We start from the raw sequence: 18,683 nt of genomic DNA, 5'->3' as shown, positions 1-18,683 counted from the left end.
GACCCACCCCCGTATGACCGCGCCGCACGTGTCGCTCACCGACCCGACGCACCCGTCCTTCCTGCCGCCCCCCGACTGCGTACGGTCACCCGTCACCGGCTGGACCCGCGCACACTGGGAGGCGACGGCCGACCGGCTCCTGGACGGCCTGCTCCCTTACGCGTCAAGGGAGTTGGCCCAGTACCGGCTGCCCGGCAGGACCGGGCACGCCGGATCCTGGTCCGACGGCCTGGAGGGGTACGCCCGCTCGTTCCTGCTCGCCGCCTGCCGCATCGCGGGCTCCGGCGGGCGCGTCCCGCCGGGGCTGGTCGAGCGGTACGCGGCCGGGCTCGCCGCCGGTACAGACCCGGAGGGCGCCGACCGCTGGCCGCCCATCGCCGACCGGGCCCAGCCCATGGTCGAGGCCGCCTCGATCGCGATCGCCCTGCACGAGACCAGACCGTGGATCTGGGACCAACTGGACGACGCGGTACGCCAGCGGGTGGCCGCGTGGCTCGGCGGATTCGTCGGCGCCCGGGCCAACGACTCCAACTGGCGGCTCTTCCAGGTCGTCACGGAGGAGTTCCTCGCCTCGGTGGGTGCCCCGCACAGCCGCGCCGAGATCGACGGCGGTCTGGCGCGGCTGGAGGACTGGTACCGCGGCGACGGCTGGTACACCGACGGCGACGGCCGCAAGTTCGACTACTACAACGGCTGGGCCCTGCACCTGTACCCGATCCTGTGGGCGCGCATCGCCGGACCCCGCGCGGACGCCTCGCTCACGGAGGTCCACCGGGCCCGCCTGCGCACTTTCCTCGGCACGCACCAGTACTTCTTCGGCTCGGACGGCGCCCCCGTCCACCAGGGCCGCTCCCTCACCTACCGCTACGCGACGGCCGCCCCGCTGTGGGCCGGAGTGCTCGCCGACGCGACCCCGCTGACGCCCGGACGCACCCGCCGTCTGGCATCGGGCGCCCTCAAGCACTTCACCGAGCGCGGGGTGCCCGACGAACGGGGACTGCTGAGCCTGGGCTGGTACCGGCCCTTCCTCCCCGTCACCCAGCGGTACTCGGGTCCCGCCTCGCCGTACTGGGCGAGCAAGGCGTTCCTCGGCCTGCTGCTCCCCGCCGGCCATCCCGTCTGGACGGCTCTCGAGGAACCGGGCCCGGTGGACACGGCGGACGCGTATCTGGCGCTGCCCGCTCCCGGCTGGCTCCTCCACTTGACCGCAGCCGACGGGATCGTACGACTCGTCAACCACGGCAGCGACCGCCTGCCACCGCCGCCGGCCGAGGCCGAGGACAGCCCGCACTACGCGAAGTTCGCGTACTCCAGCGCCACGGCACCCGACACCCCGGCGGACGGTTCCGCGACCGGGCCGGACAGCCACATCGCCCTGCTCACGGGGGACGGGACGGCCTCCGGACGCGGCCGGATCCATCCCCTCGGCGCGGAGGGCCGCCGTGCGGCGTCCTGGCACCGGGCGGTCCTGCCGGACTCCGACGAGGGCCACCGCATCGAGACGACCAGCATGGTCCACGGCCCCTGGGAGGTGCGGGTCCACCGCGTCGAAGGCCCGCCGGGAGCCGTCGTACGCGAAGGGGGATGGGCCCTGGCCGATGACAGCGGGCCGTTGACCGAGGCCGCGGGGCCCGGTTGGGCGCTGGCGCGCCGCGAGGCGGACGGTCTCACGAGCGCGGTCGTGGCGCTGTACGGGTGGGAGGGGCCCGGGGCCGACGGCCTGCCGCACGGCGCCGTCGTACAGGTCCGCGGCGCCAACGCCTACGGCGAGTACTCCGCCACACCCTGCCTGCGGCTGCCCGCCCACCCGGGGCGCCCGCACCTCCTGGTCACGCTCGTCGTACTGAGCGCCGATCCGGAGCGGCCCTGCGACCCCGAAGCGCTGCGGGCGCGGGCCGGTACACGTGTCACCGCGGCGGGTGCGGTGGTGGTGCGCTTCCCGGATGGGACGGAGGAGGAAGTGCCGGCAGGGGAGGGAAGCGGCTGAGGAGCCCGGAGGCGCGTAACAGCCGGTGGATGCGGGGCTGGTCGGAGACGAGGCGGAGGGAGCCGCCCCGCTCCTTCGCCCGGCGGTCGGCCCTGCACAGCACCCGCAGCCCGGAGCAGTCGAAGAAGGTGACCCGGCGGAGGTCGACCAGGACCTGGGGCGTCCGGCCCGCGGTCACCGCGTCCAAGTGCTCGGCCAGGGCGTCGGCCGTCGCCATGTCGATCTCGCCCAGCACCTCGACCACGGTGAACCCGCCGCTGGGGTAGCTGTGGGCGTACGGATTCGCCGCGGGGACTCCGTACGCCGCCGTTCCGCACTCGGGCAGCCCGGGGGCCTGGTCTTGGGATTCCGGCGACATGTCGGCTCCACCTCTGCAGGGGAGGGCGTATTCGATCTCGGTAGCTACCCCGCCGGCGGCGGAACCATCCATGCCGCGCCGTCCACAAGATCTAGTTCACTCGACCCAGTGAATTTCAGCTGCAGCGGTTGACTTTTGGTCTTTGTGTTTACTCAACATGCCCTGTGCAAGGGGGTGTTGCGGACGTAGGGTCGCCGTGCTGCCCCAGTCCGGGGCGGCATCTCTGCTTCGTTGTCCGCTTCGTTGTCCGCGCGATTGTTCACGAGCCGTGTTCGTATGACTGACCATGAACTGTCTGACCAAGGAGGGTTGGCGGTGGGAACGCCGGTACGCACTCCGTCGGGCGGGCCACCACTGCTGACCGAGTGCGGGGTCATGGAACCGGTGCAGGAGATGGAGTTCACCGCCCATTTCTCCCGTGCGGACGGGGAGTTCGCGGCCGATGCGGCCGCCGTGGCGGTGACGCGGGTGATCGACGCCCCGCCGTCCTTCGTCACCCCGGTCCTCGACGCCGGCCGCTCCGCGAGCAGGTGCCTGCTGGCGCGCAGCGCCGCCGACACCTGCCGGATCGTGCTCACCGCGGATCCCACGGGCATCACGGTCGCGGCCACCGACGACGTCAAGGTCTCGCTGGACTCCTGTGACCAGGTCGGCGCCAAGAACCTGCCGCTCCTCGCCGTCGTCGACGGGCTGAAGGTGCACCACGGGCCGGACGGTCATGTCTGGGTCGTGTGGAGGGGCTCATGGTGGCGGATGGACGCCACCTCCGACGGAAGCGGCGACCACACCCCGGACGGGCCCGCCAAGCCTTAATGCATATGATGCGCAAGTGCGCGACTACTGCATAAGAACGGCGACCCCCGACGACCTCGACGGCGCGCGGTCCGTGATGCTCGACACCGTCTACCGGGACTTCGGCACCGGGTACGTACCGCGCTGGCACCGCGACATCATCGACCTGGACTCCTTCTACCTCGCACCCGACCGGCACACCTTGCTGGTCGCGGTCGACGAGCGGGACGGCACGGTGGCCGCGACCGCCGCGCTCGACTCCCGGGGCCCGGCGCACCCGCCCAACCCGCGCGATCTCGCCGAGCGCTACCCCTCCGGGGACACCGCCCAGCTGCGCCGCGTGTACACGCGCGCCGATCACCGGCGACAGGGCCTGGCCCGGCGGCTGGTCGGCGAACTGCTCGACTTCGCTGCGGCGGACGGCGGCTACCGCGCCGTCTATCTGCACACCGACCCGGCGGTACCCGGCGCCGAGGCGTTCTGGCGGTCCCTCGGCAAGGTGGTCCACGACGAGCGCGAGGAACCGGGCGGCGGGCAACGGATCGTGCACTTCGAAGTCCCCCTGCCCTGACGGACACGCTGTGCGTGCGTCGCCCCACGAATCCCTATCCTCACGAATCCCCCCACGAAGAAAGAGACCATGCGCTCCCTGCCGCGCCGCCGCCGGTTCGTCGCCGGCCTGCTGCTCGCCCCTCTGCTCACCGGCTGCTTCGCCTCCGAGAGCGGGGAGGAGTCCTCCGGCGGCGGTGACGGCTCCCGGCTCAAGGTCGCGCTCGCCTTCCCGCCCGCCGAGAACTTCAACCCCCACGGTGCCGACGCCACGCTCCTCAGCCGGCTCGGCGTCACCGAGGGCCTGACCCGCCTCGACGCCAACGGCGCCGCCGTCCCCGCGCTCGCCGAGTCGTGGAGCCGTGAGAACGACCGCAGTTGGCTGTTCACGCTGCGTGACGGGGCCTTCCAGGACGGCACCGAGGTCACCCCGAAGGCCGTCGTCACGGCCCTCACCCGCGCCGCGGGCGCCGAGCCCGTGACCGCAGCCCTGTCCGGCGTCGAGCTCACCGCCGAGGCCGCGGGCGACCGACGCGTACGGGTGACCACCGCCGAGCCCGACCCCGCACTGCCGTTGCGCCTGTCCAGCCCCGGCCTGGTGGTCCTCTCCTCCAAGGCGTACGCCGAGAAGGACGCCGTCAGCCCGGTCGGCACCGCCACCGGCCCCTTCGAACTCACCAAGGTCACCGGCACCACCGCGGCCACTCTGGACCGCTTCGACGACTACTGGGGCGGCCGTGCCCAGGCCTCCGGCGTCGACGCGAAGTTCATAGCCGACGGCACGGCCCGTACGAACGCGCTGCGTACCGGCGGCGTCGACGTCGCCGAGGCCGTGCCGGTCTCGCAGGCGACCTCCCTCGACGAGGTGGCCCGCCGCGAGACGGCCACCACCCGCACCACGAGCCTGCTGCTCAACACCGAGAAGGGTGCCTTCAAGGACCCGAAGACACGAGCCGCCGCCCGCGAGGCGATCGACACCTCCGACCTCGCGAGGGGCGTCTACGAAGGGCACGCCGACCCCGGCGTCGGCATCTACGGACCCGCCCTGACCTGGGCGGCCGACAAGCGCGTCAAGCCGACCGGGAGGGCGGGGGCGGCGGCCGCCGACGACACGTCGGTCACCGTGGCCACGTACGACAACCGGCCCGAACTGCCCGAGGTCGCCCAGGTGCTCAAGCAGCAGCTGGAGACGGCCGGGTTCAAGGTGAAGCTGGAGGTGCGCGAGTACTCGCGGCTCGAAGGCGACGCGCTGGCCGGGAAGTTCGACGCGTTCGTGTCCGCCCGCAACACCATGCTCGACACCGGCGACCCCGTCTCGATCCTGGCCAGCGACTACACCTGCAAGGGCAGTTACAACCTGGCGCTGCTGTGCGACAAGAAGGTCGACAAGGCCGTCGCCGAGGCCGAGACGGTCACCGACACCGCGAAGCGGCAGGATGCGGCGATGACCGCCGAAGCGGCGATCCTCGGCACGGACGCCGTCGTGCCGCTGGTCCACCAGCGGATCATCACCGGCGTCGGCGCCGCGGTCAGTGGTCTGCTGCTCGACCCGTACGAGCGCAGCCTCGTCGGCGTCGGCACGCGGCGCTGACGGGCGGCGGCGTACGTGCTCAGGGCCGTCGCACGCGGCGGGGCGCCGGTGCTGTTCTGGCGCGCCGCCATCGCCGCCGCCCTCCTGTGCGGTGTGGGGCTGCTTCCCTGGCTGTCGAGCACGGACCCGGCGCTCACCGTACTCAAGGCACGGTCCGCCGAACGCGCCCCGACGCCCGAGGTACTTGACGCGATCCGCGCCCAACTCGGCCTGGACGCCGGGCCGGTGAGGCTGCTCGGTGACTGGCTCGGCGGGCTGCTGCACGGTGACGCGGGCCGGTCGTGGATCTCCGGTGCGGAGGTCACGCCGTCGGTGCTCCAGGCGCTCGGGATCTCGCTCCTGCTGATGGGCGGCTCGCTGGCCGTCGCGGTGGTCACGGCGGGGGCGGTGTGCGCCCGGACGCTGCGGCTCGGTGCGGGGCGGCGGCTCGACGGCCGGCGCCCGGCGGGGACCGGGTCGGCGCTCCTGTCCACGCTGCCCGACTTCCTGACCGCCTCGGTGCTCGCCGCCGTCGTCGGGGTGCAGCTCGGCTGGCTGCCCGCGCTCGGCTGGTACGGGCCCCAGTGGATGGTGCTCCCCGCACTCTCGCTCGGCCTGCCCGCGGGCGCGCTGCTCGGGCGGATGCTCGACGACCTGCTCCCGGGCGCGTTCGCCGAGCAGTGGGCGCTGGCAGCCGCCGCGCGAGGAGTCCCGGGCCGGGGCATCGCTCGGCAGGCACTGCGCCGGTGCGTGCCCGGACTGCTCCCGAACTTCGGCCTGTTCGTCGTAGGGCTGACCGGCGGCGCGGTCGCCGTGGAGCAGGTCTTCGACATCCCCGGGCTCGGCCGGCTGACCCTCCAGGCCGCGGTGGCGCAGGACCTGCCCGTCCTCCAGGCGGGCACCCTCGCACTCGTCCTATTGGCGGCGATCGCAGGAGGGGTGGCCCGGCTCACGGCGCGGCTTCTGATCGGCCCGGCCCTGCGCGACGGCGCGTTGACGTCGCTGCACCGCCCGACATCGCCCCGGCCCACGACCCTGCCCTTGCTGTACGGCGGGCTGTTGCTCGCGGTCGTCGCGCTGGGCCTCGCCCGGGATCCGCTGCGGCTCGACACCACCGCCCGGCTCCAATCCCCTTCCTGGGCACACCCGTTCGGCACGGACGGGCTCGGTCGCGATGTGCTGGCCCGGGTCGGCCACGGGGCGCTGAGCACCCTGGCCCTGGCCGTAGCCGTGAGCACGGCCGCGCTTGTGGTGGGCGTTCTGCTGGGGCTGCTGCCACGGTTCTCCGGGCCGCTCGTCGACACGGTCAACGCCGTACCGCCGGTCCTCGCGGCCCTCCTCGTCACAGGCGTCGCGGGCAGCGGCCCCTCGACCCCGGCCCTCGCGGTGACCGCCGTCGCCTGGGCACCGCTCGCGGCCCACACCTCGGCACTGCTCCAACAGGAGCGCGCCACCACGCACTTGACCGCCACCCGTGGCCTGGGCGCGGGCCCGCTCCAACTGCTCCGCCACGAACTCCTCCCGGCCGTCCTGCCTCCGGTCATCCGCCACGCACTGCTCCGCCTGCCCGGTGTCGCCCTGGCCCTCGCGGCCCTGGGCTTCCTCGGCCTCGGCGCACAACCGCCGTCCCCGGAGTGGGGCCTGCTCCTCTCCGAGAACCAGCCGTACGCGGAACGGGCCCCCTGGGCGGTACTGGCACCCGCCGCCGCACTCGCCCTGCTGGGGGCGGTGGCCGTCACGGGCGGGGGCGGGGTGAAGCGGCCCGGGCGGCCGCGTCGCGCACGCCGATACGACACCGGCGACACCGGCGAGACCGAGACCGAGACCGAGACCGAGACCGAGACGGCGAAGCGGCCCGGACCACCGGACCCCGCCCGCCCGGTCCGGGCCGAAGGCGTGACGTCCGATGCCTGAGCAATCGCCTCCGCGAGCCTCCGCCGACGGTCGTACCCAGACCGGCCGCCCCCGCCGCAGGATCCTTTCCTCGCTGCGGACCTTCGCCTCCCTGCCTCCGCTGCTCCGGCTGCTGATCCTCACGCAGCTCGCCTTCAACATCGGGTTCTACGTGGTGCTGCCGTTCCTCGCGGAGCACCTCGGTACGGCGATCGGCATGGCGGGCTGGATGGTCGGGCTGGTGCTGGGGCTGCGGACCTTCAGCCAGCAGGGGCTGTTCGTGGTGGGCGGGGCGCTGGCGGACCGGTACGGCGTACGGCCGGTGGTGCTCGCCGGCTGCGCGCTGCGGATCGCCGGGTTCGGCTGGCTCGGATTCGCGGAAGCGAGCTGGGCGGTCGTCGGAGCCGTACTCCTGATCGGCTTCGCCGCCGCGCTGTTCTCGCCGGCCGTCGAGTCGGAGGTGGCCCGGCAGGCGGTGTGCCGGGAGGAGGCGGGGGAGGGCCCGCGCACCCACGTGCTCGCCCTGTTCACCGTGGCGGGCCAGGCGGGCGCGTTCCTCGGCCCGTTCATCGGCGCGCTGCTGCTGGCCGTGGACTTCCGCGCGGTCTGTCTCGCCGGCGCCGGAGTCTTCGTACTCGTCCTGGCCGGGCACGCGTGGCTGTTGCCGCAGCACATCCCCGGCCGGACCCGCGTACAGAGCGGCGGTGGTGTCCGGCGGCTGCTGAGCAACCGCGGCTTCCTCGCGCTGTGCTGCGCGTACGGCGCCTACCTGCTGGCGTACAACCAGCTGTACCAGCTCCTGCCCGTCGAGGTGGAGCGTGCGGCGGGCTCGCAGGCGCCGCTGGCCTGGCTGTTCGCGCTCTCCTCGCTGCTGGTGGTGACGGCCCAACTCCCTCTCACACGCTGGGCGGGGGACCGGCTCGACCTGCGTCGGTCCATGGCGGCGGGACTGCTGCTCATCGCGGCCGGGTTCGCGGTGGTCGCCGTGGCCAGGCCGGCCGCATGGACGGGAACCGTGGGGCTCCTGCCCGCGGCCGGTTACGTCGTCCTGCTCACCCTCGGTCAGATGCTCGTCGCGCCCGCCGCCCGTGCCTGGGTGCCCGACCTCGCCGACGACGGCCGGCTCGGCCTCTACACCGGCGCGCTGTCCTCGGTCTCCGGCCTCATCGTGCTCGTCGGCAGCGCGGCCACCGGTTCCCTCCTCGACACGGGCCTGCCCCCGGCCGTGCCCTGGCTGGTGCTCGCCGCGCTCCCCGTGGCGGCGGTCGCCCTGCTGCCCCGGCAGCAACGCGCCGAGCCGAGGAAATGAGACACGGCGAACCGCCGACACGAAAGGCCAGGATGAAAGGCCGACATGAAAGAGGGGCCGCCGTCTCCCTGCAGACGGCGGCCCCTCGGCTTTCGGAGGGTCACATGTGGACGACCGGCGCGGCTTCCGCGTCCTGCTCGGGAACCCCGCGGCGGTAGAGGAGGAGGGCGATCACCGTGCCCACCGCGAAGAAGCCCGCGGACCACCAGAAGGCGGTGGTGTAGCTCTCGATCGTCGACTGGGCCTGGACCAGCTTGTCGGTCGCGTCCTTGCCGGACAGGTAGCTGGTGGCGGCGCTTGCGGCGAGCGTGTTGAGCAGGGCGGTGCCGATGGAACCGCCGACCTGCTGCATGGCGTTGACCGTCGCCGAGGCGACACCGGCGTCCTCCGGCGCGATCCCGCTCGTGGCCAGGGCCATCGCGGGCGGCATCACGATGCCGAGTCCCACACCGATCAGGAGCAGCTGGGGCAACACGTCGGTCGAGTAGCTGGAGTCGAGGCCGATACCGGTCAGCCAGGCCATGCCGGCCGCGGCGATCGCGAAGCCCGCGGGGATGACGACCTTCGGCCCGATGCGCGGCACCAGCTTCGTGGTGGAGACCTGGGCCATGACCATCAGGGCCGCCATCATCGGCAGGAAGGCCACACCGGTCTTGGTCGGGCTGAAGCCGAGGTTCAGCTGCAGGTAGTAGGTGAGGAAGAGGAACACACCGAACATGCCCGCACCGGTCACGAGCACGGCGAGGAACGAGGCTCCGCGGCTGCGGTCGAGCAGGACGCGCATCGGCAGCAGCGGGTGCGCGGCACGGGTCTGCCACCAGGCGAACACCGTCAGGAGCAGACCGCCGGCGATCAGGAAGCCCCAGGTCTGGGGCGAACTCCAGTCGTGCGTCTCGGCGTTGGAGAAGCCGTAGACGAGGGCGAAGAGACCGGAGGAGACCAGCAGCGCGCCCGGCAGGTCCAGCTTGGAGCTCGCGGCGTCACGGTGGTTGCTCAGCAGCATCCAGCCGCCGACGAGGGCGACCACGGCGAAGATGATGTTGACGTACAGGGTCCAGCGCCAGTCCAGCGCGTCCGTCAGCACACCACCGAGCAGCAGTCCGAGCGCACCGCCCGCACCGGCGATGGCGCCGTACACGCTGAACGCCTTGGCGCGCTCCTTGGCGTCGGTGAACGTCGTGTTCAGGAGTGAGAGCGCGGCGGGTGCGAGGAGCGCGGCGAAGACACCCTGGAGAGCGCGCGCGGTGACCAGCATTCCGAAGCTGTTCGCCGCGCCGCCGAGCACGGAGGCCCCGGCGAATCCCGCGACACCGATGAGGAACGTGGGCTTTCGCCCGAAGAGGTCGGCCAGCCGGCCGCCCAGCAGCAGTAGTGAGGCGAAGGCCAGCGCGTACGCGGTGACGATCCACTGGCGGTTGCCGTCGGAGAAGCCGAGGTCCGCCTGCGCCGACGGCAGGGCGATGTTCACGATGGTCGCGTCCAGCACCACCATCAGCTGGGCGATCGCGATGATCGAGAGGATCCACCACCGCTTCGCCGACGACGGCGCGCCCGCCGTGTCGGGTGTGCCCTTGCGGGCACCTTCGGAAACTGTCTGAGTCTGAGACATCGGAGCACCACTCCAGGGAAGGTTCGCTCGGAATGACGGCTACGTAAACGAAACCGTTTCGTACGCATTGAGGCTAGACCACATTTATCGAAACGGCAAAGTTTCGCTACTGAGAGAGGGCTCACATGCGCAGGGGCATGTTCGAGGTCGACGGCGCCGAGCTGTACTACGAGGTGCGCGGCGAAGGGCCCGCACTGCTGCTGATCAGCGGCGCAGGGGGTGACGCCGGTTATTTCACGGGGGTCGCGGACGAGCTGGCGGACGCCTTCACCGTGATCACGTACGACCGGCGGTGCAACTCCCGCAGCACGGGCCACGGTGACGCGCCCATGGATCTGGCCCGGCAGGCCGCCGACGCCTGCGCGCTCATCGACGGCCTGGCGGGTGGTCGCGCCCTGGTGTTCGGCAACAGTGGCGGCGCGATCATCGGTCTGACGCTGGCCGCCCGTCACCCGGAATCGGTCGCCGGGCTGATCGCGCACGAGCCGCCCGCCGTGAACGTCCTGCCCGACGGCGACCCCGCGCGCGACTTCTTCGCCGAGGTCGCCGAGGCGTACGCGCAGGGCGGCGCCCCGGCGGCGGGCCGTCTCTTCGCGCGGACCGTGCGCGGCGAGGGTACGTACCTGTGGCCCGAAGATCTCTGGAAGAGGTTCCTGGGCAATGGCGACTACCTCTTCGGTCGGGAGTGGCCAGCTTTCGCCGCCTTCCTGCCGGACGAGGCCGCTCTCTCCGCGGCCCCCTTTCCGATCGTCCTCGGGGCGGGCTCGGCGGACCGCGGCACGTACTACGCGCGGCCCTCGATCGAGATCGCCCGCCGGATCGGGGTGCCGTGGGTGGAGTTCCCCGGCATCCACATGGAGTTCCTGGCCGCGCCCGGTGGGCTTCGCGGCAGCCGTACGGGTCCTGGCGACGCAGATGTGGACGCGGGGCGGTGAGGTGCCCCGGGGCTGGCTCGGGTGAGGTTGAGACTGCCTGCCTGCAAATGCCTGCCTGCCTCGGCTGTCTATTCCTTGACTGGAATATAACTGTGGAGGCATATTGGAACCATGTCCGACGCCTCCCTCTGGGCCGCACTCGCCGATCCGCACCGACGGGCCATCGTGGCGCTCCTCCTGGAGCGGCCGCGGCCCGTCGGTGAGATCGTCGAGGCGTGCGGTCTGAGCCAGCCGAGCACCTCCAAGCATCTGAAGGTGCTGCGGGATGCCGGCCTGGTGCGCGTACGACAGGACGCGCAGCGCCGCGTCTACGCGCTCGACCCGGCGCCGATCGCGGAGCTCGACGCGTGGCTGGCCCCGTACCGCAAGCTCTGGAACACGAGCCTGGACGCGCTGGGCCGACGCCTGGACGAGACGGCGCCGGTGTCGGCACGGGCCACAGGGCCGGTGACGGCCCCGGAGACTTCGACGGCGGGGGAGCCGTCGGACGCAGACACCTCAACCCCCTCCCCGAAGGACTGAGCCACCATGTCCACGGAACCCACCGGTACCTACCTCACCCTGGCCGACGGCCGCCCCGCCGTCCGCTTCACCCGCACCTACGACCACCCCGTCGACCGTGTCTGGCGGTTCGTGACGGAGCCCGACGAGCTCGCTCACTGGTTTCCGGCCCGTGCGGAGATCGAGTTGAGGGAAGGCGGCACGATCAAGTTCAGCGGAGACCTGGAGGGCTCGCCGGCTCAGGTGATCGCCGTCGATCCACCGCGGCACCTCTCCTTCAGCTGGGACGGTGACGAACTGCACTTCGACCTTGAAGAGTTGGACGCCAGGCGCACCCGCTTCACACTGACGAACGTTCTGGGGGCCGAGAACACGGCCGCCCGCGTCAGCACCGGCTGGGAGGTGTGTCTCGCCGCCCTCGACGCGCATGCCCGGGGTGAGACGTTCGAGGGCCCGCACGGCGGTGCCGACGCGCCCTGGCAGGAGATCTACCAGGCGTACGTCGACGCCGGCGTCCCCTCGGGAGGCCTGGTACCGGGCCTCGACACCTGACGGCCCCTACTGCATCTGCCGCCGCACCAGCTCGTGCAGCCGCCCGCCCGTGTCCGCCAACAGCTGGGCGGGCGGGCCCTGTTGGGCGACCCTGCCGTCCTCCATCACGATGACGCGGTCCGCGTCCATGACGGTGGACAGGCGGTGCGCGATCACCACGCGCGTGGCGTTGAGGGCGCGGGTGCTCTCGATGACCGTGCGCTGGGTCTCGTTGTCGAGGGCGCTGGTCGCCTCGTCGAAGAACAGGATGCGCGGGCGCCGGATCAGCGCCTGGGCGATCATCAGACGCTGGCGCTGGCCGCCGGACACGGCACCGCTGCCGGAGACGATGGTGTGCAGGCCCATCGGCATGCGCTTGATGTCCTCGGCGAGCCCGGCCATCTCGGCCGCCGCCATCGCCTCCTCGGGCGTGTAGGGCTCGGTGCCGCAGATGACGTCCAGGATCGACCCGGTGAAGGGCTGTGCGTGCTGGAGCACCACACCGCACTGACGGCGTACGGCCGACTGGTCGAGGGCGGCCAGGTCCTGGCCGTCGTACAGGACGCTGCCCGAGACCGGCTTGTCGAAGCCGATGAGCAGCCGCAGCAGGGTGGACTTGCCGCAGCCGCTGGGACCGACGATCGCCACGAACTCGCCCGGCCGGATCGCGAAGGACACGTCGTCCAGGACGAGCGGACCGTCGTCGGTGTACCGGAAGGAGAGCTTCTTCGCCTCGATGGCGCCGGACAGTTCGGCGGGGCGTGTGCTCGCCACCCGCACCTCGGGTGTCGCGTCGAGGACCGGCCTGATCTCCTCGAACATCGGCAGCGCGGAGACCATTGACACAAAGGCACCCGTCACCTGGGTGACCGAGGTCAGCAGCATGGTCATCGAGGTGTTGAACGTCAGGAACGCGGCGGCCGACAGCGAACCGCGCGCGGGGCCCGCCAGCAGCATGAACATGATGAGTGAGCAGAGCGGCAGATACACCGCGCCCAGCACCGTCGTGAGGTTCTTGATCCGGCCCACGCGCTGCTGGAGTTCACGGCTGCGGGCGAACTCGCCCGCCCAGGCCGCGTACGCGTAGTTCTCGGCCGCCGCGACCCGCAGCTTGGGCAGGCCGCGCAGGGTCTGGAACGCCTGGTTGTTGAGCTTGTTGCTCAGCACGACCAGTCGGCGCTGCCAGCGCACCTGCCACAGGCCGAGCCCGAGGAAAACCCCGGCGATGACGACGAGCATGCCGATCGCGGCGAGCGCCATCGGGACGCTGTACCAGAAGAGCAGCGCGAGGTTCATCGCGCCGACCGTCACCGACTGGACCACCACCGGGCCGACGCCCGCCATCAGCCGGCGGATCGCGCTGATTCCCATGGCCGCACTGGCCAGTTCACCGGTGGAGCGGGAGGTGAAGAACTTCGTCGGCAGCCGCAACAGCCTGTCCCACACGGCCGGTTGGAGCGTGGCCTCGATACGGCCCTCCAGCCGCAGCATGGTGAGGTTCTGCATCAGCATGAAGGCCGCCGACACCACACTGGCGATCATGATGGCCAGACAGAACTGGACGATCAGGCTCTCCTGGGCCTTCGGCACGAACTCGCCGAGCACCTTGCCGGTCGCGATCGGCACCAGCGCGCCGAGGGCCACCGTCACCAGACCGCTGATCGCGAGGTTGCGCATGTCCCCGCCGGTGCCCCGGAGACTGAACCGCAGCAGCCGCAGAGGGCTCAGGCGGCGCTCGGGCAGCGGCCGGTAGAACATGACGGCCCGCGGTTCGAACTCCGCCGCGTTGGCCTTCTCGACCGGCGTCTCACGACCGCTCGACGGATGCACCGCCACATATCCGCCGCGCCGCCACAGCAGCGCGGCCGGGGCGCCGGACGCGACCCGGTGCCCGACGAGCGGCCCGATGTTGTCGCGCCACCATCGCCCGTCGAGGCGTACGGCACGCACCCGGACCCGGGAGGCGAGCGCGATCTGTTCGACGGGGTCGAGCCGGTCGCTCTCCGCGCCGCCCTGCGCCGGGTCGGCGAGCGTGATCCCGGCGGCGTGTGCGACGAGCTTGCAGGCGGCGTACGTGGCATCGGCGTCCGCCGCGCCCGGACCCGATCCCGAGCGCTTGGACATGGAGGCGATGAGCGTCCGGTCGGCCTGCGCGCGGACCGCCTCGCCCGCCTTGATGCCCGCGGCCGTACGGGTCTCGTGCGTGCGCTCCAACTGCTCGATCCAGCGGTCGAGGGTGGCTAGCAGCCGGTACTGCTGGTCGACCATCGCCTGCCACATCGCCGGGTCGACCAGGAGGTCCGCCGCGGCCTCGGCCCCGTACAGGGAGCCGTACTGCACACTGCCCGGCGGCACCTGCATCCACAGCACGTTGTCGTCCGTGAGCACCGCGTCCCGCTCGGTCGCGAGGGGCGCCTCGAAGAGGATGGCGAGGCCCCGGCCGACACCGAGCGAGAGGGCGTACTCCAGGGGGCTGGTGGCCGGGGGGACGTACTGGGGGTTGCCGTACGCGTCGTAGGTCCAGGTCTCGGTCTGCGGGGGCTGGTACAGCTCGCGCAGCGCGATCCGGCGCAGTACGCAGGCGCGCAGCGGTCTGCCGACCAGGGTGTGCTGGGGTCCCGCCACCGGGCCCAGCAGCAGCGAGCCCGCTTCGAGGCGGCCGAGGTGGTGCCAGTGGCCCTGCTGGGCGGCGTCGACCGCGAACAGGTCCATGGCGCCGGACACGACGAGCCACAGCACGTGCGGCCCTTCGAGGTCCAGGCGGGTGAGGCCGGAGCCGTCGACCGGGGTGCCCACGCCACCGAGCGCGCCGAGCACGTAGTCGCCCTCGACGGCGGGCTGTTGGGGCTGCCCGTCCGGTTGGTACGGCTGGTTCTGCGGGTACGCGGACGTCATCTCATCGCTCCCTGACCAGCTCGGCGTACGCGCCGCCGGCCGCCACCAGGGTGTCGTGACGCCCGCGTTCCACGATCGTGCCGTGCTGGAGGACCACGATCTCGTCGCTGTCGCGCACGGTGCTGAGCCGGTGCGCGATCACCACACACGCACAGCCGCGCTTGCGCAGGTTGTCCATGACGAGCTGCTCGGTCTCCGCGTCCAGGGCGCTCGTCACCTCGTCGAGCACGAGGATGCTGGGCCTGCGCACCAACGCCCGTGCGATCTCCAGGCGTTGACGCTGGCCGCCGGAGAAGTTGCGCCCGTCCTGCTCGACCCGGCTCTGGATACCGCCCGGGCGGCGCATCACCACGTCGTACAGGGCCGCGTCCTCCAGCGCGGTGACCACGGCCTCGTCCGGGACCGAGGGGTCCCACAGCGCGATGTTGTCGCGGACCGAGCCCTCGAAGAGGAACACGTCCTGGTCGACGAAGGAGACCGAGGCCGCCAGCGCGCCGCGCGGGATGTCCTCCAGCCGCTGGTCGTCGATACGGATCACGCCCTCCCAGGGCGCGTAGAGTCCCGAGATCAGCCTGGACACCGTCGACTTGCCGCTGCCCGAGCCACCGACCAGGGCGACCTGCTGGCCCGGGCCGACCGTCAGCGAGAAGCCGGACAGCAGCGGCTTGTCGAGCGGGCTGTAGCCGAACGTGATGTTCTCCAGCTCCACATGGCCGTGCAGCCTGCGGGTGCTGTCGCCCCCGCCGCGGCGCGAGTAGAGCGGGTCGGCCGCGAAGTTCTCCACGTCCTTCAGGCGGGCCACGTCGGCCGCGAAGTCCTGGATGCGGCCCGCGACGCCGTTGAGTCGGGTGATCGGCGCGGTGAAGCGGGTCACCAGTGCCTGGAACGCGACCAGCAGACCGACGGATATGTGCCCCTCCACGGCCCGCATACCGCCGATCCACAGGATCAGCGCGCTGTTGAGCGTCGCGAGCGTCGGCGCGACGACACCCAGCCAGGCACTCGGCACGCCGAGTCGCTGCTGTTCCTCCAGCGTGGTGGCGTGCTGCCCGGCCCACTTGCGGAAGTAGCCCTCCTCCCCGCCGGTCGCCTTCATCGTCTCGATCAACTGGAGGCCCGTGTACGCCGTGTTGGTCAGCCGCGCACTGTCGGCGCGCAGCTTGGCCGTACGCGTCGCGCGCAGCCGGATCACCACCCGCATCGCCACGATGTTCAGCAGCGCGACCCCGATGCCCACGGCCGTGAGCTGCGGGTCGTAGGTATAGAGCAGCACGGCGTAGAGGACGACGACCACCGCGTCCACGCCCGCCGCGGCCAGGTCCCGGGCCAGGGTCTCGGCCACCGCGTCGTTGGACTGGAGGCGCTGTACCAGGTCGGCCGGGCTGCGCTGGGAGAAGAAGGTGACCGGCAGCCGCATCAGATGCCGGAGGAACTTCGCGCTGCTGAGCGTGGACGAGATGATGCGGCCGCGCAGCAGGTTCGTCTGCTGCAGCCAGGTCAGTACGACCGTCAGCAGCACCGTCGCGCCCATCGACGAGAACAGCACCCCCAGCAGCGAGGTCTGCCCGCCGATGAGGAACATGTCGATGTACGTACGGCTGAGCGCGGGCACCGCCGCCCCGACCGCGACCAGCAGCAGGCTCGCCAGGACGGCGGCGGGCATCGTGCCCGACGTGCCGCGCAGCCGGGCCGGCATGGCACCCATGACGCCCGGCTTGCGGCCGCCCTTCTTGAAGTCCGGGCCCGGCTCCAGGACCAGCACGACACCGGTGAAGCTGGTGTCGAAGTCTTCCATGGGCACGAAACGGCGGCCCTTGCCGGGGTCGTTGATGTGCACCCCGCGCCGGCCGAAGCGGCGCCCCATGCCGTCGTAGACGACGTAGTGGTTGAACTCCCAGAACAGGATCGCCGGTGCGCGCACCTCGGCGAGCGCGACCGTGTCCATCTGCATGCCCTTGGCGGTGAGGCCGTAACTCCGCGCCGCCTTCAGCAGGTTGCTGGCCCGGGAGCCGTCGCGCGAGACACCGCAGGCGATGCGCAGCTCCTCCAGCGGGATGTGCCGCCCGTAGTGCCCGAGCACCATCGCGAGCGAGGCGGCGCCGCACTCCACGGCCTCCATCTGGAGGACGGTGGGCGTACGCACGGTCTTGACCCGGCCCTTGGGGACGGTGCGCTTGGGCGGGGTGGCGCGGCGGCGGCCCCGTACGGGCGGCGGCAGTTGTGACTCCCGGCCGGCCGCGGTGGTGGACTCGTCGGTCGCGCTCACGGCAGCAGCCAATCGATCGGGCGCTGGTCCTCCAGGCGGATCGCGCCGGAGGCCACGGTCATGGAGCTCAGCCGGAACGGCGGACCGTCCGCGGAGGACCACTTGTAGCCGGACTTCGTGCCCGACGAACGGTCGAGCCGGACGAGGACGGCCACCGGCCTGCCCTTCTTCGTGAACTGCTCGCCCAGCTGGCTGTCACCGAGGAAGGCGGCGATCTGCTGCTGCGACTGGGCGGCCCGGTCGACCGACTTCACATGGCCCCGCAGCACGCCGTACTGCTGGGTCGGCGCGGACTGGACGGTGAGGTCCACGGCCGCGTCCGAGGGAATCGTGGCGGCGTTCTCGGCGGGCACGTACACCGTCGCGTACAGCGGGTCGTCGGCGTCGGCGACCTTCTCCACGGCGGCCACGTTCGTGCCCGTGCTGATGATCGCGCCGATCGTGGCGGCGAGCCCGGTGACCCGGCCCGCGGCGACACTGCGTACGACCGTCTCGCCCTTCGCCGTACGGACCTTGAGTACGGGGGCGTTCGCGGCGATCCGCTGTCCCTGCTCGGCGACGACCGCGGTGACCTGGCCGGAGACGGGGCTCTGCAGGAGGTAACTGCCCTGCCCGTGCGTGAGGATGGCGGGCGCGCTCACCGTGGACGCCACGGAGCCCGTCACGGCCCAGACCGACGCGGCCGCCATGACGACCACCGTCACGAACAGCACGAGCCAGCCCTGGGGGCGGGCGAAGCGCACCGGGAGGTCGAGCTCCTCCGGCGACTGCAGCTTGGCGAGGGCCTGTTGGCGGAACTGCACGGTCTTCCCTCACCTGCGAGAAATGAGATCCGAACTTCCGAACTACGACATCCGTAAGTCCCGGAACCGGGAAGCGGTTCCGGGACTCACGGCACGCTATGCGATCACAGAGTGATCAGATGCCGGCGACCAGGCCGGTGACCGGGGCGGTGTTCAGGCCGGTCGTGCCCTCAACGGTGCCCACGACGGTGTCGACCAGGCCGGAAACCGGGGCGATGCCGTCGACGATGCCCGTGACGGTGCCGAGCGCGTTGACCGAGAGGCCACCGGAGACGTTGTCGAGCTCAGCGTCGGAGATCTCGACGGTGGCAACCTGGGGGGTGGAGTTCATGATGGAACTTCCCTTCCTATTGATATTCACAAGGGGGGAGCGGCCCCCTCTGGGGACAGATGGACGGCCGCGACCGCGGGCGTCCGGAACCCGGAACCGGGAACCGTCGAACGACCCCCGCGGTGCAATGGATCAAAGCACGGTGCCGCGCCACTCATCCAATCAACGGCCCATGTGATCAGGGCATTTGAGTGCCGGATCGACTCAACGGTGCAGGCGTGCGCACGTCTCGGTGGCGACTTCTTCACATGCGCCCAGGGGGATTCACATTTCGGCAACGAAGGGTGTGGGTCGGAATCGGGCACACCTCGCCAAAGACACGGCACGCGACGATCCACTGTGTGGATTCGTCGC

15 protein-coding genes are annotated in these 18,683 nt (G+C 71.7%); 9 read left to right on the top strand and 6 right to left on the bottom strand.

The features are described 5' to 3' along the window. Positions 1 to 13: 13 nt before the first annotated feature. A complete protein-coding gene (locus ACZ5VQ_RS29495) occupies positions 14 to 1,987 on the top strand; it encodes a DUF2264 domain-containing protein (RefSeq protein WP_469107532.1) in 1,974 nt (657 codons plus the stop codon). Here ACZ5VQ_RS29495 and ACZ5VQ_RS29490 read toward each other — a convergent pair. Then, positions 1,908 to 2,345 (bottom strand): STAS domain-containing protein, encoded by a 438-nt coding sequence (locus ACZ5VQ_RS29490; protein ID WP_469107531.1) that lies wholly within the window; start codon positions 2,343 to 2,345, stop codon positions 1,908 to 1,910. The two genes, ACZ5VQ_RS29495 and ACZ5VQ_RS29490, sit on opposite strands and share 80 nt — an antisense overlap. 315 nt (positions 2,346 to 2,660) lie before the next feature. Between ACZ5VQ_RS29490 and ACZ5VQ_RS29485 the strand changes: the two genes are divergently transcribed. The 5 genes from ACZ5VQ_RS29485 to ACZ5VQ_RS29465 all read left to right on the top strand — a co-directional run bounded on the left by ACZ5VQ_RS29485 (position 2,661) and on the right by ACZ5VQ_RS29465 (position 8,458). After that, the gene (locus tag ACZ5VQ_RS29485) at positions 2,661 to 3,158 is read left to right on the top strand and encodes a hypothetical protein (RefSeq protein WP_469107530.1); all 498 of its coding nucleotides are present in this window, start codon (positions 2,661 to 2,663) and stop codon (positions 3,156 to 3,158) included. A gap of 16 nt (positions 3,159 to 3,174) precedes the next feature. After that, positions 3,175 to 3,708, top strand: coding sequence for a GNAT family N-acetyltransferase (locus ACZ5VQ_RS29480; protein WP_469107529.1), 534 nt, complete (start codon positions 3,175 to 3,177; stop codon positions 3,706 to 3,708). A 69-nt stretch (positions 3,709 to 3,777) separates the two neighbouring features. Beyond that, positions 3,778 to 5,277: an ABC transporter substrate-binding protein gene (locus ACZ5VQ_RS29475; RefSeq protein ID WP_469107528.1), complete on the top strand. Its 1,500-nt coding sequence runs from the start codon at positions 3,778 to 3,780 to the stop codon at positions 5,275 to 5,277. A 15-nt stretch (positions 5,278 to 5,292) separates the two neighbouring features. Further along, entirely contained in the window at positions 5,293 to 7,170 is a 1,878-nt protein-coding gene (locus ACZ5VQ_RS29470) for an ABC transporter permease subunit (protein WP_469107527.1), read from the top strand. Continuing rightward, on the top strand, positions 7,163 to 8,458 hold the full coding sequence (locus ACZ5VQ_RS29465) for an MDR family MFS transporter (RefSeq protein ID WP_469107526.1): 1,296 nt from the start codon (positions 7,163 to 7,165) through the stop codon (positions 8,456 to 8,458). Before ACZ5VQ_RS29470 ends, ACZ5VQ_RS29465 begins: the two co-directional genes overlap by 8 nt. Positions 8,459 to 8,558: 100 nt before the next feature. On the opposite strand, the gene ACZ5VQ_RS29460 is transcribed toward ACZ5VQ_RS29465, so the two are convergent. Next, positions 8,559 to 10,067 (bottom strand): MFS transporter, encoded by a 1,509-nt coding sequence (locus tag ACZ5VQ_RS29460; protein ID WP_469107525.1) that lies wholly within the window; start codon positions 10,065 to 10,067, stop codon positions 8,559 to 8,561. 125 nt (positions 10,068 to 10,192) lie between these two features. On the opposite strand from ACZ5VQ_RS29460, the gene ACZ5VQ_RS29455 reads away from it, so the two are divergent. The 3 genes from ACZ5VQ_RS29455 (at position 10,193) to ACZ5VQ_RS29445 (ending at position 12,055) form a co-directional block, all read left to right on the top strand. Beyond that, positions 10,193 to 11,002 (top strand): alpha/beta fold hydrolase, encoded by an 810-nt coding sequence (locus tag ACZ5VQ_RS29455; RefSeq protein WP_469107524.1) that lies wholly within the window; start codon positions 10,193 to 10,195, stop codon positions 11,000 to 11,002. A gap of 111 nt (positions 11,003 to 11,113) precedes the next feature. After that, a complete protein-coding gene (locus ACZ5VQ_RS29450; protein WP_469107523.1) occupies positions 11,114 to 11,524 on the top strand; it encodes an ArsR/SmtB family transcription factor in 411 nt (136 codons plus the stop codon). A 6-nt stretch (positions 11,525 to 11,530) separates the two neighbouring features. Continuing rightward, positions 11,531 to 12,055, top strand: coding sequence for an SRPBCC family protein (locus tag ACZ5VQ_RS29445; protein WP_469107522.1), 525 nt, complete (start codon positions 11,531 to 11,533; stop codon positions 12,053 to 12,055). 6 nt (positions 12,056 to 12,061) lie between these two features. Here ACZ5VQ_RS29445 and ACZ5VQ_RS29440 read toward each other — a convergent pair whose 3' ends face one another. The 4 genes from ACZ5VQ_RS29440 to ACZ5VQ_RS29425 all read right to left on the bottom strand — a co-directional run bounded on the left by ACZ5VQ_RS29440 (position 12,062) and on the right by ACZ5VQ_RS29425 (position 18,329). After that, positions 12,062 to 14,929: an NHLP bacteriocin export ABC transporter permease/ATPase subunit gene (locus ACZ5VQ_RS29440; RefSeq protein WP_469107521.1), complete on the bottom strand. Its 2,868-nt coding sequence runs from the start codon at positions 14,927 to 14,929 to the stop codon at positions 12,062 to 12,064. A gap of 1 nt (position 14,930) precedes the next feature. Continuing rightward, on the bottom strand, positions 14,931 to 17,147 hold the full coding sequence (locus ACZ5VQ_RS29435) for an NHLP family bacteriocin export ABC transporter peptidase/permease/ATPase subunit (protein ID WP_469107734.1): 2,217 nt from the start codon (positions 17,145 to 17,147) through the stop codon (positions 14,931 to 14,933). 44 nt (positions 17,148 to 17,191) lie between these two features. Beyond that, on the bottom strand, positions 17,192 to 17,998 hold the full coding sequence (locus ACZ5VQ_RS29430) for a biotin/lipoyl-containing protein (protein WP_469107520.1): 807 nt from the start codon (positions 17,996 to 17,998) through the stop codon (positions 17,192 to 17,194). 115 nt (positions 17,999 to 18,113) lie between these two features. Beyond that, a complete protein-coding gene (locus ACZ5VQ_RS29425) occupies positions 18,114 to 18,329 on the bottom strand; it encodes a type A2 lantipeptide (RefSeq protein ID WP_469107519.1) in 216 nt (71 codons plus the stop codon). Positions 18,330 to 18,683: the final 354 nt, after the last annotated feature.

It is taken from the genome of Streptomyces sp. NPDC033178 (assembly GCF_055577685.1).
Note: the sequence above shows the minus strand (reverse complement) of the source record. Positions and strands in the feature narration are given on the sequence as shown.

What these genes read in the sequence shown, in the direction of transcription:
- ACZ5VQ_RS29495 (WP_469107532.1), top strand. Translation starts at nt 14, where the DNA reads ATGACCGCGCCGCACGTGTCGCTCACCGACCCGACGCACCCGTCCTTC.
- ACZ5VQ_RS29490 (WP_469107531.1), bottom strand. Translation starts at nt 2,345, where the DNA reads ATGTCGCCGGAATCCCAAGACCAGGCCCCCGGGCTGCCCGAGTGCGGA.
- ACZ5VQ_RS29475 (WP_469107528.1), top strand. Translation starts at nt 3,778, where the DNA reads ATGCGCTCCCTGCCGCGCCGCCGCCGGTTCGTCGCCGGCCTGCTGCTC.
- ACZ5VQ_RS29465 (WP_469107526.1), top strand. Translation starts at nt 7,163, where the DNA reads ATGCCTGAGCAATCGCCTCCGCGAGCCTCCGCCGACGGTCGTACCCAG.
- ACZ5VQ_RS29460 (WP_469107525.1), bottom strand. Translation starts at nt 10,067, where the DNA reads ATGTCTCAGACTCAGACAGTTTCCGAAGGTGCCCGCAAGGGCACACCC.
- ACZ5VQ_RS29455 (WP_469107524.1), top strand. Translation starts at nt 10,193, where the DNA reads ATGCGCAGGGGCATGTTCGAGGTCGACGGCGCCGAGCTGTACTACGAG.
- ACZ5VQ_RS29450 (WP_469107523.1), top strand. Translation starts at nt 11,114, where the DNA reads ATGTCCGACGCCTCCCTCTGGGCCGCACTCGCCGATCCGCACCGACGG.
- ACZ5VQ_RS29445 (WP_469107522.1), top strand. Translation starts at nt 11,531, where the DNA reads ATGTCCACGGAACCCACCGGTACCTACCTCACCCTGGCCGACGGCCGC.
- ACZ5VQ_RS29440 (WP_469107521.1), bottom strand. Translation starts at nt 14,929, where the DNA reads ATGACGTCCGCGTACCCGCAGAACCAGCCGTACCAACCGGACGGGCAG.
- ACZ5VQ_RS29425 (WP_469107519.1), bottom strand. Translation starts at nt 18,329, where the DNA reads ATGAACTCCACCCCCCAGGTTGCCACCGTCGAGATCTCCGACGCTGAG.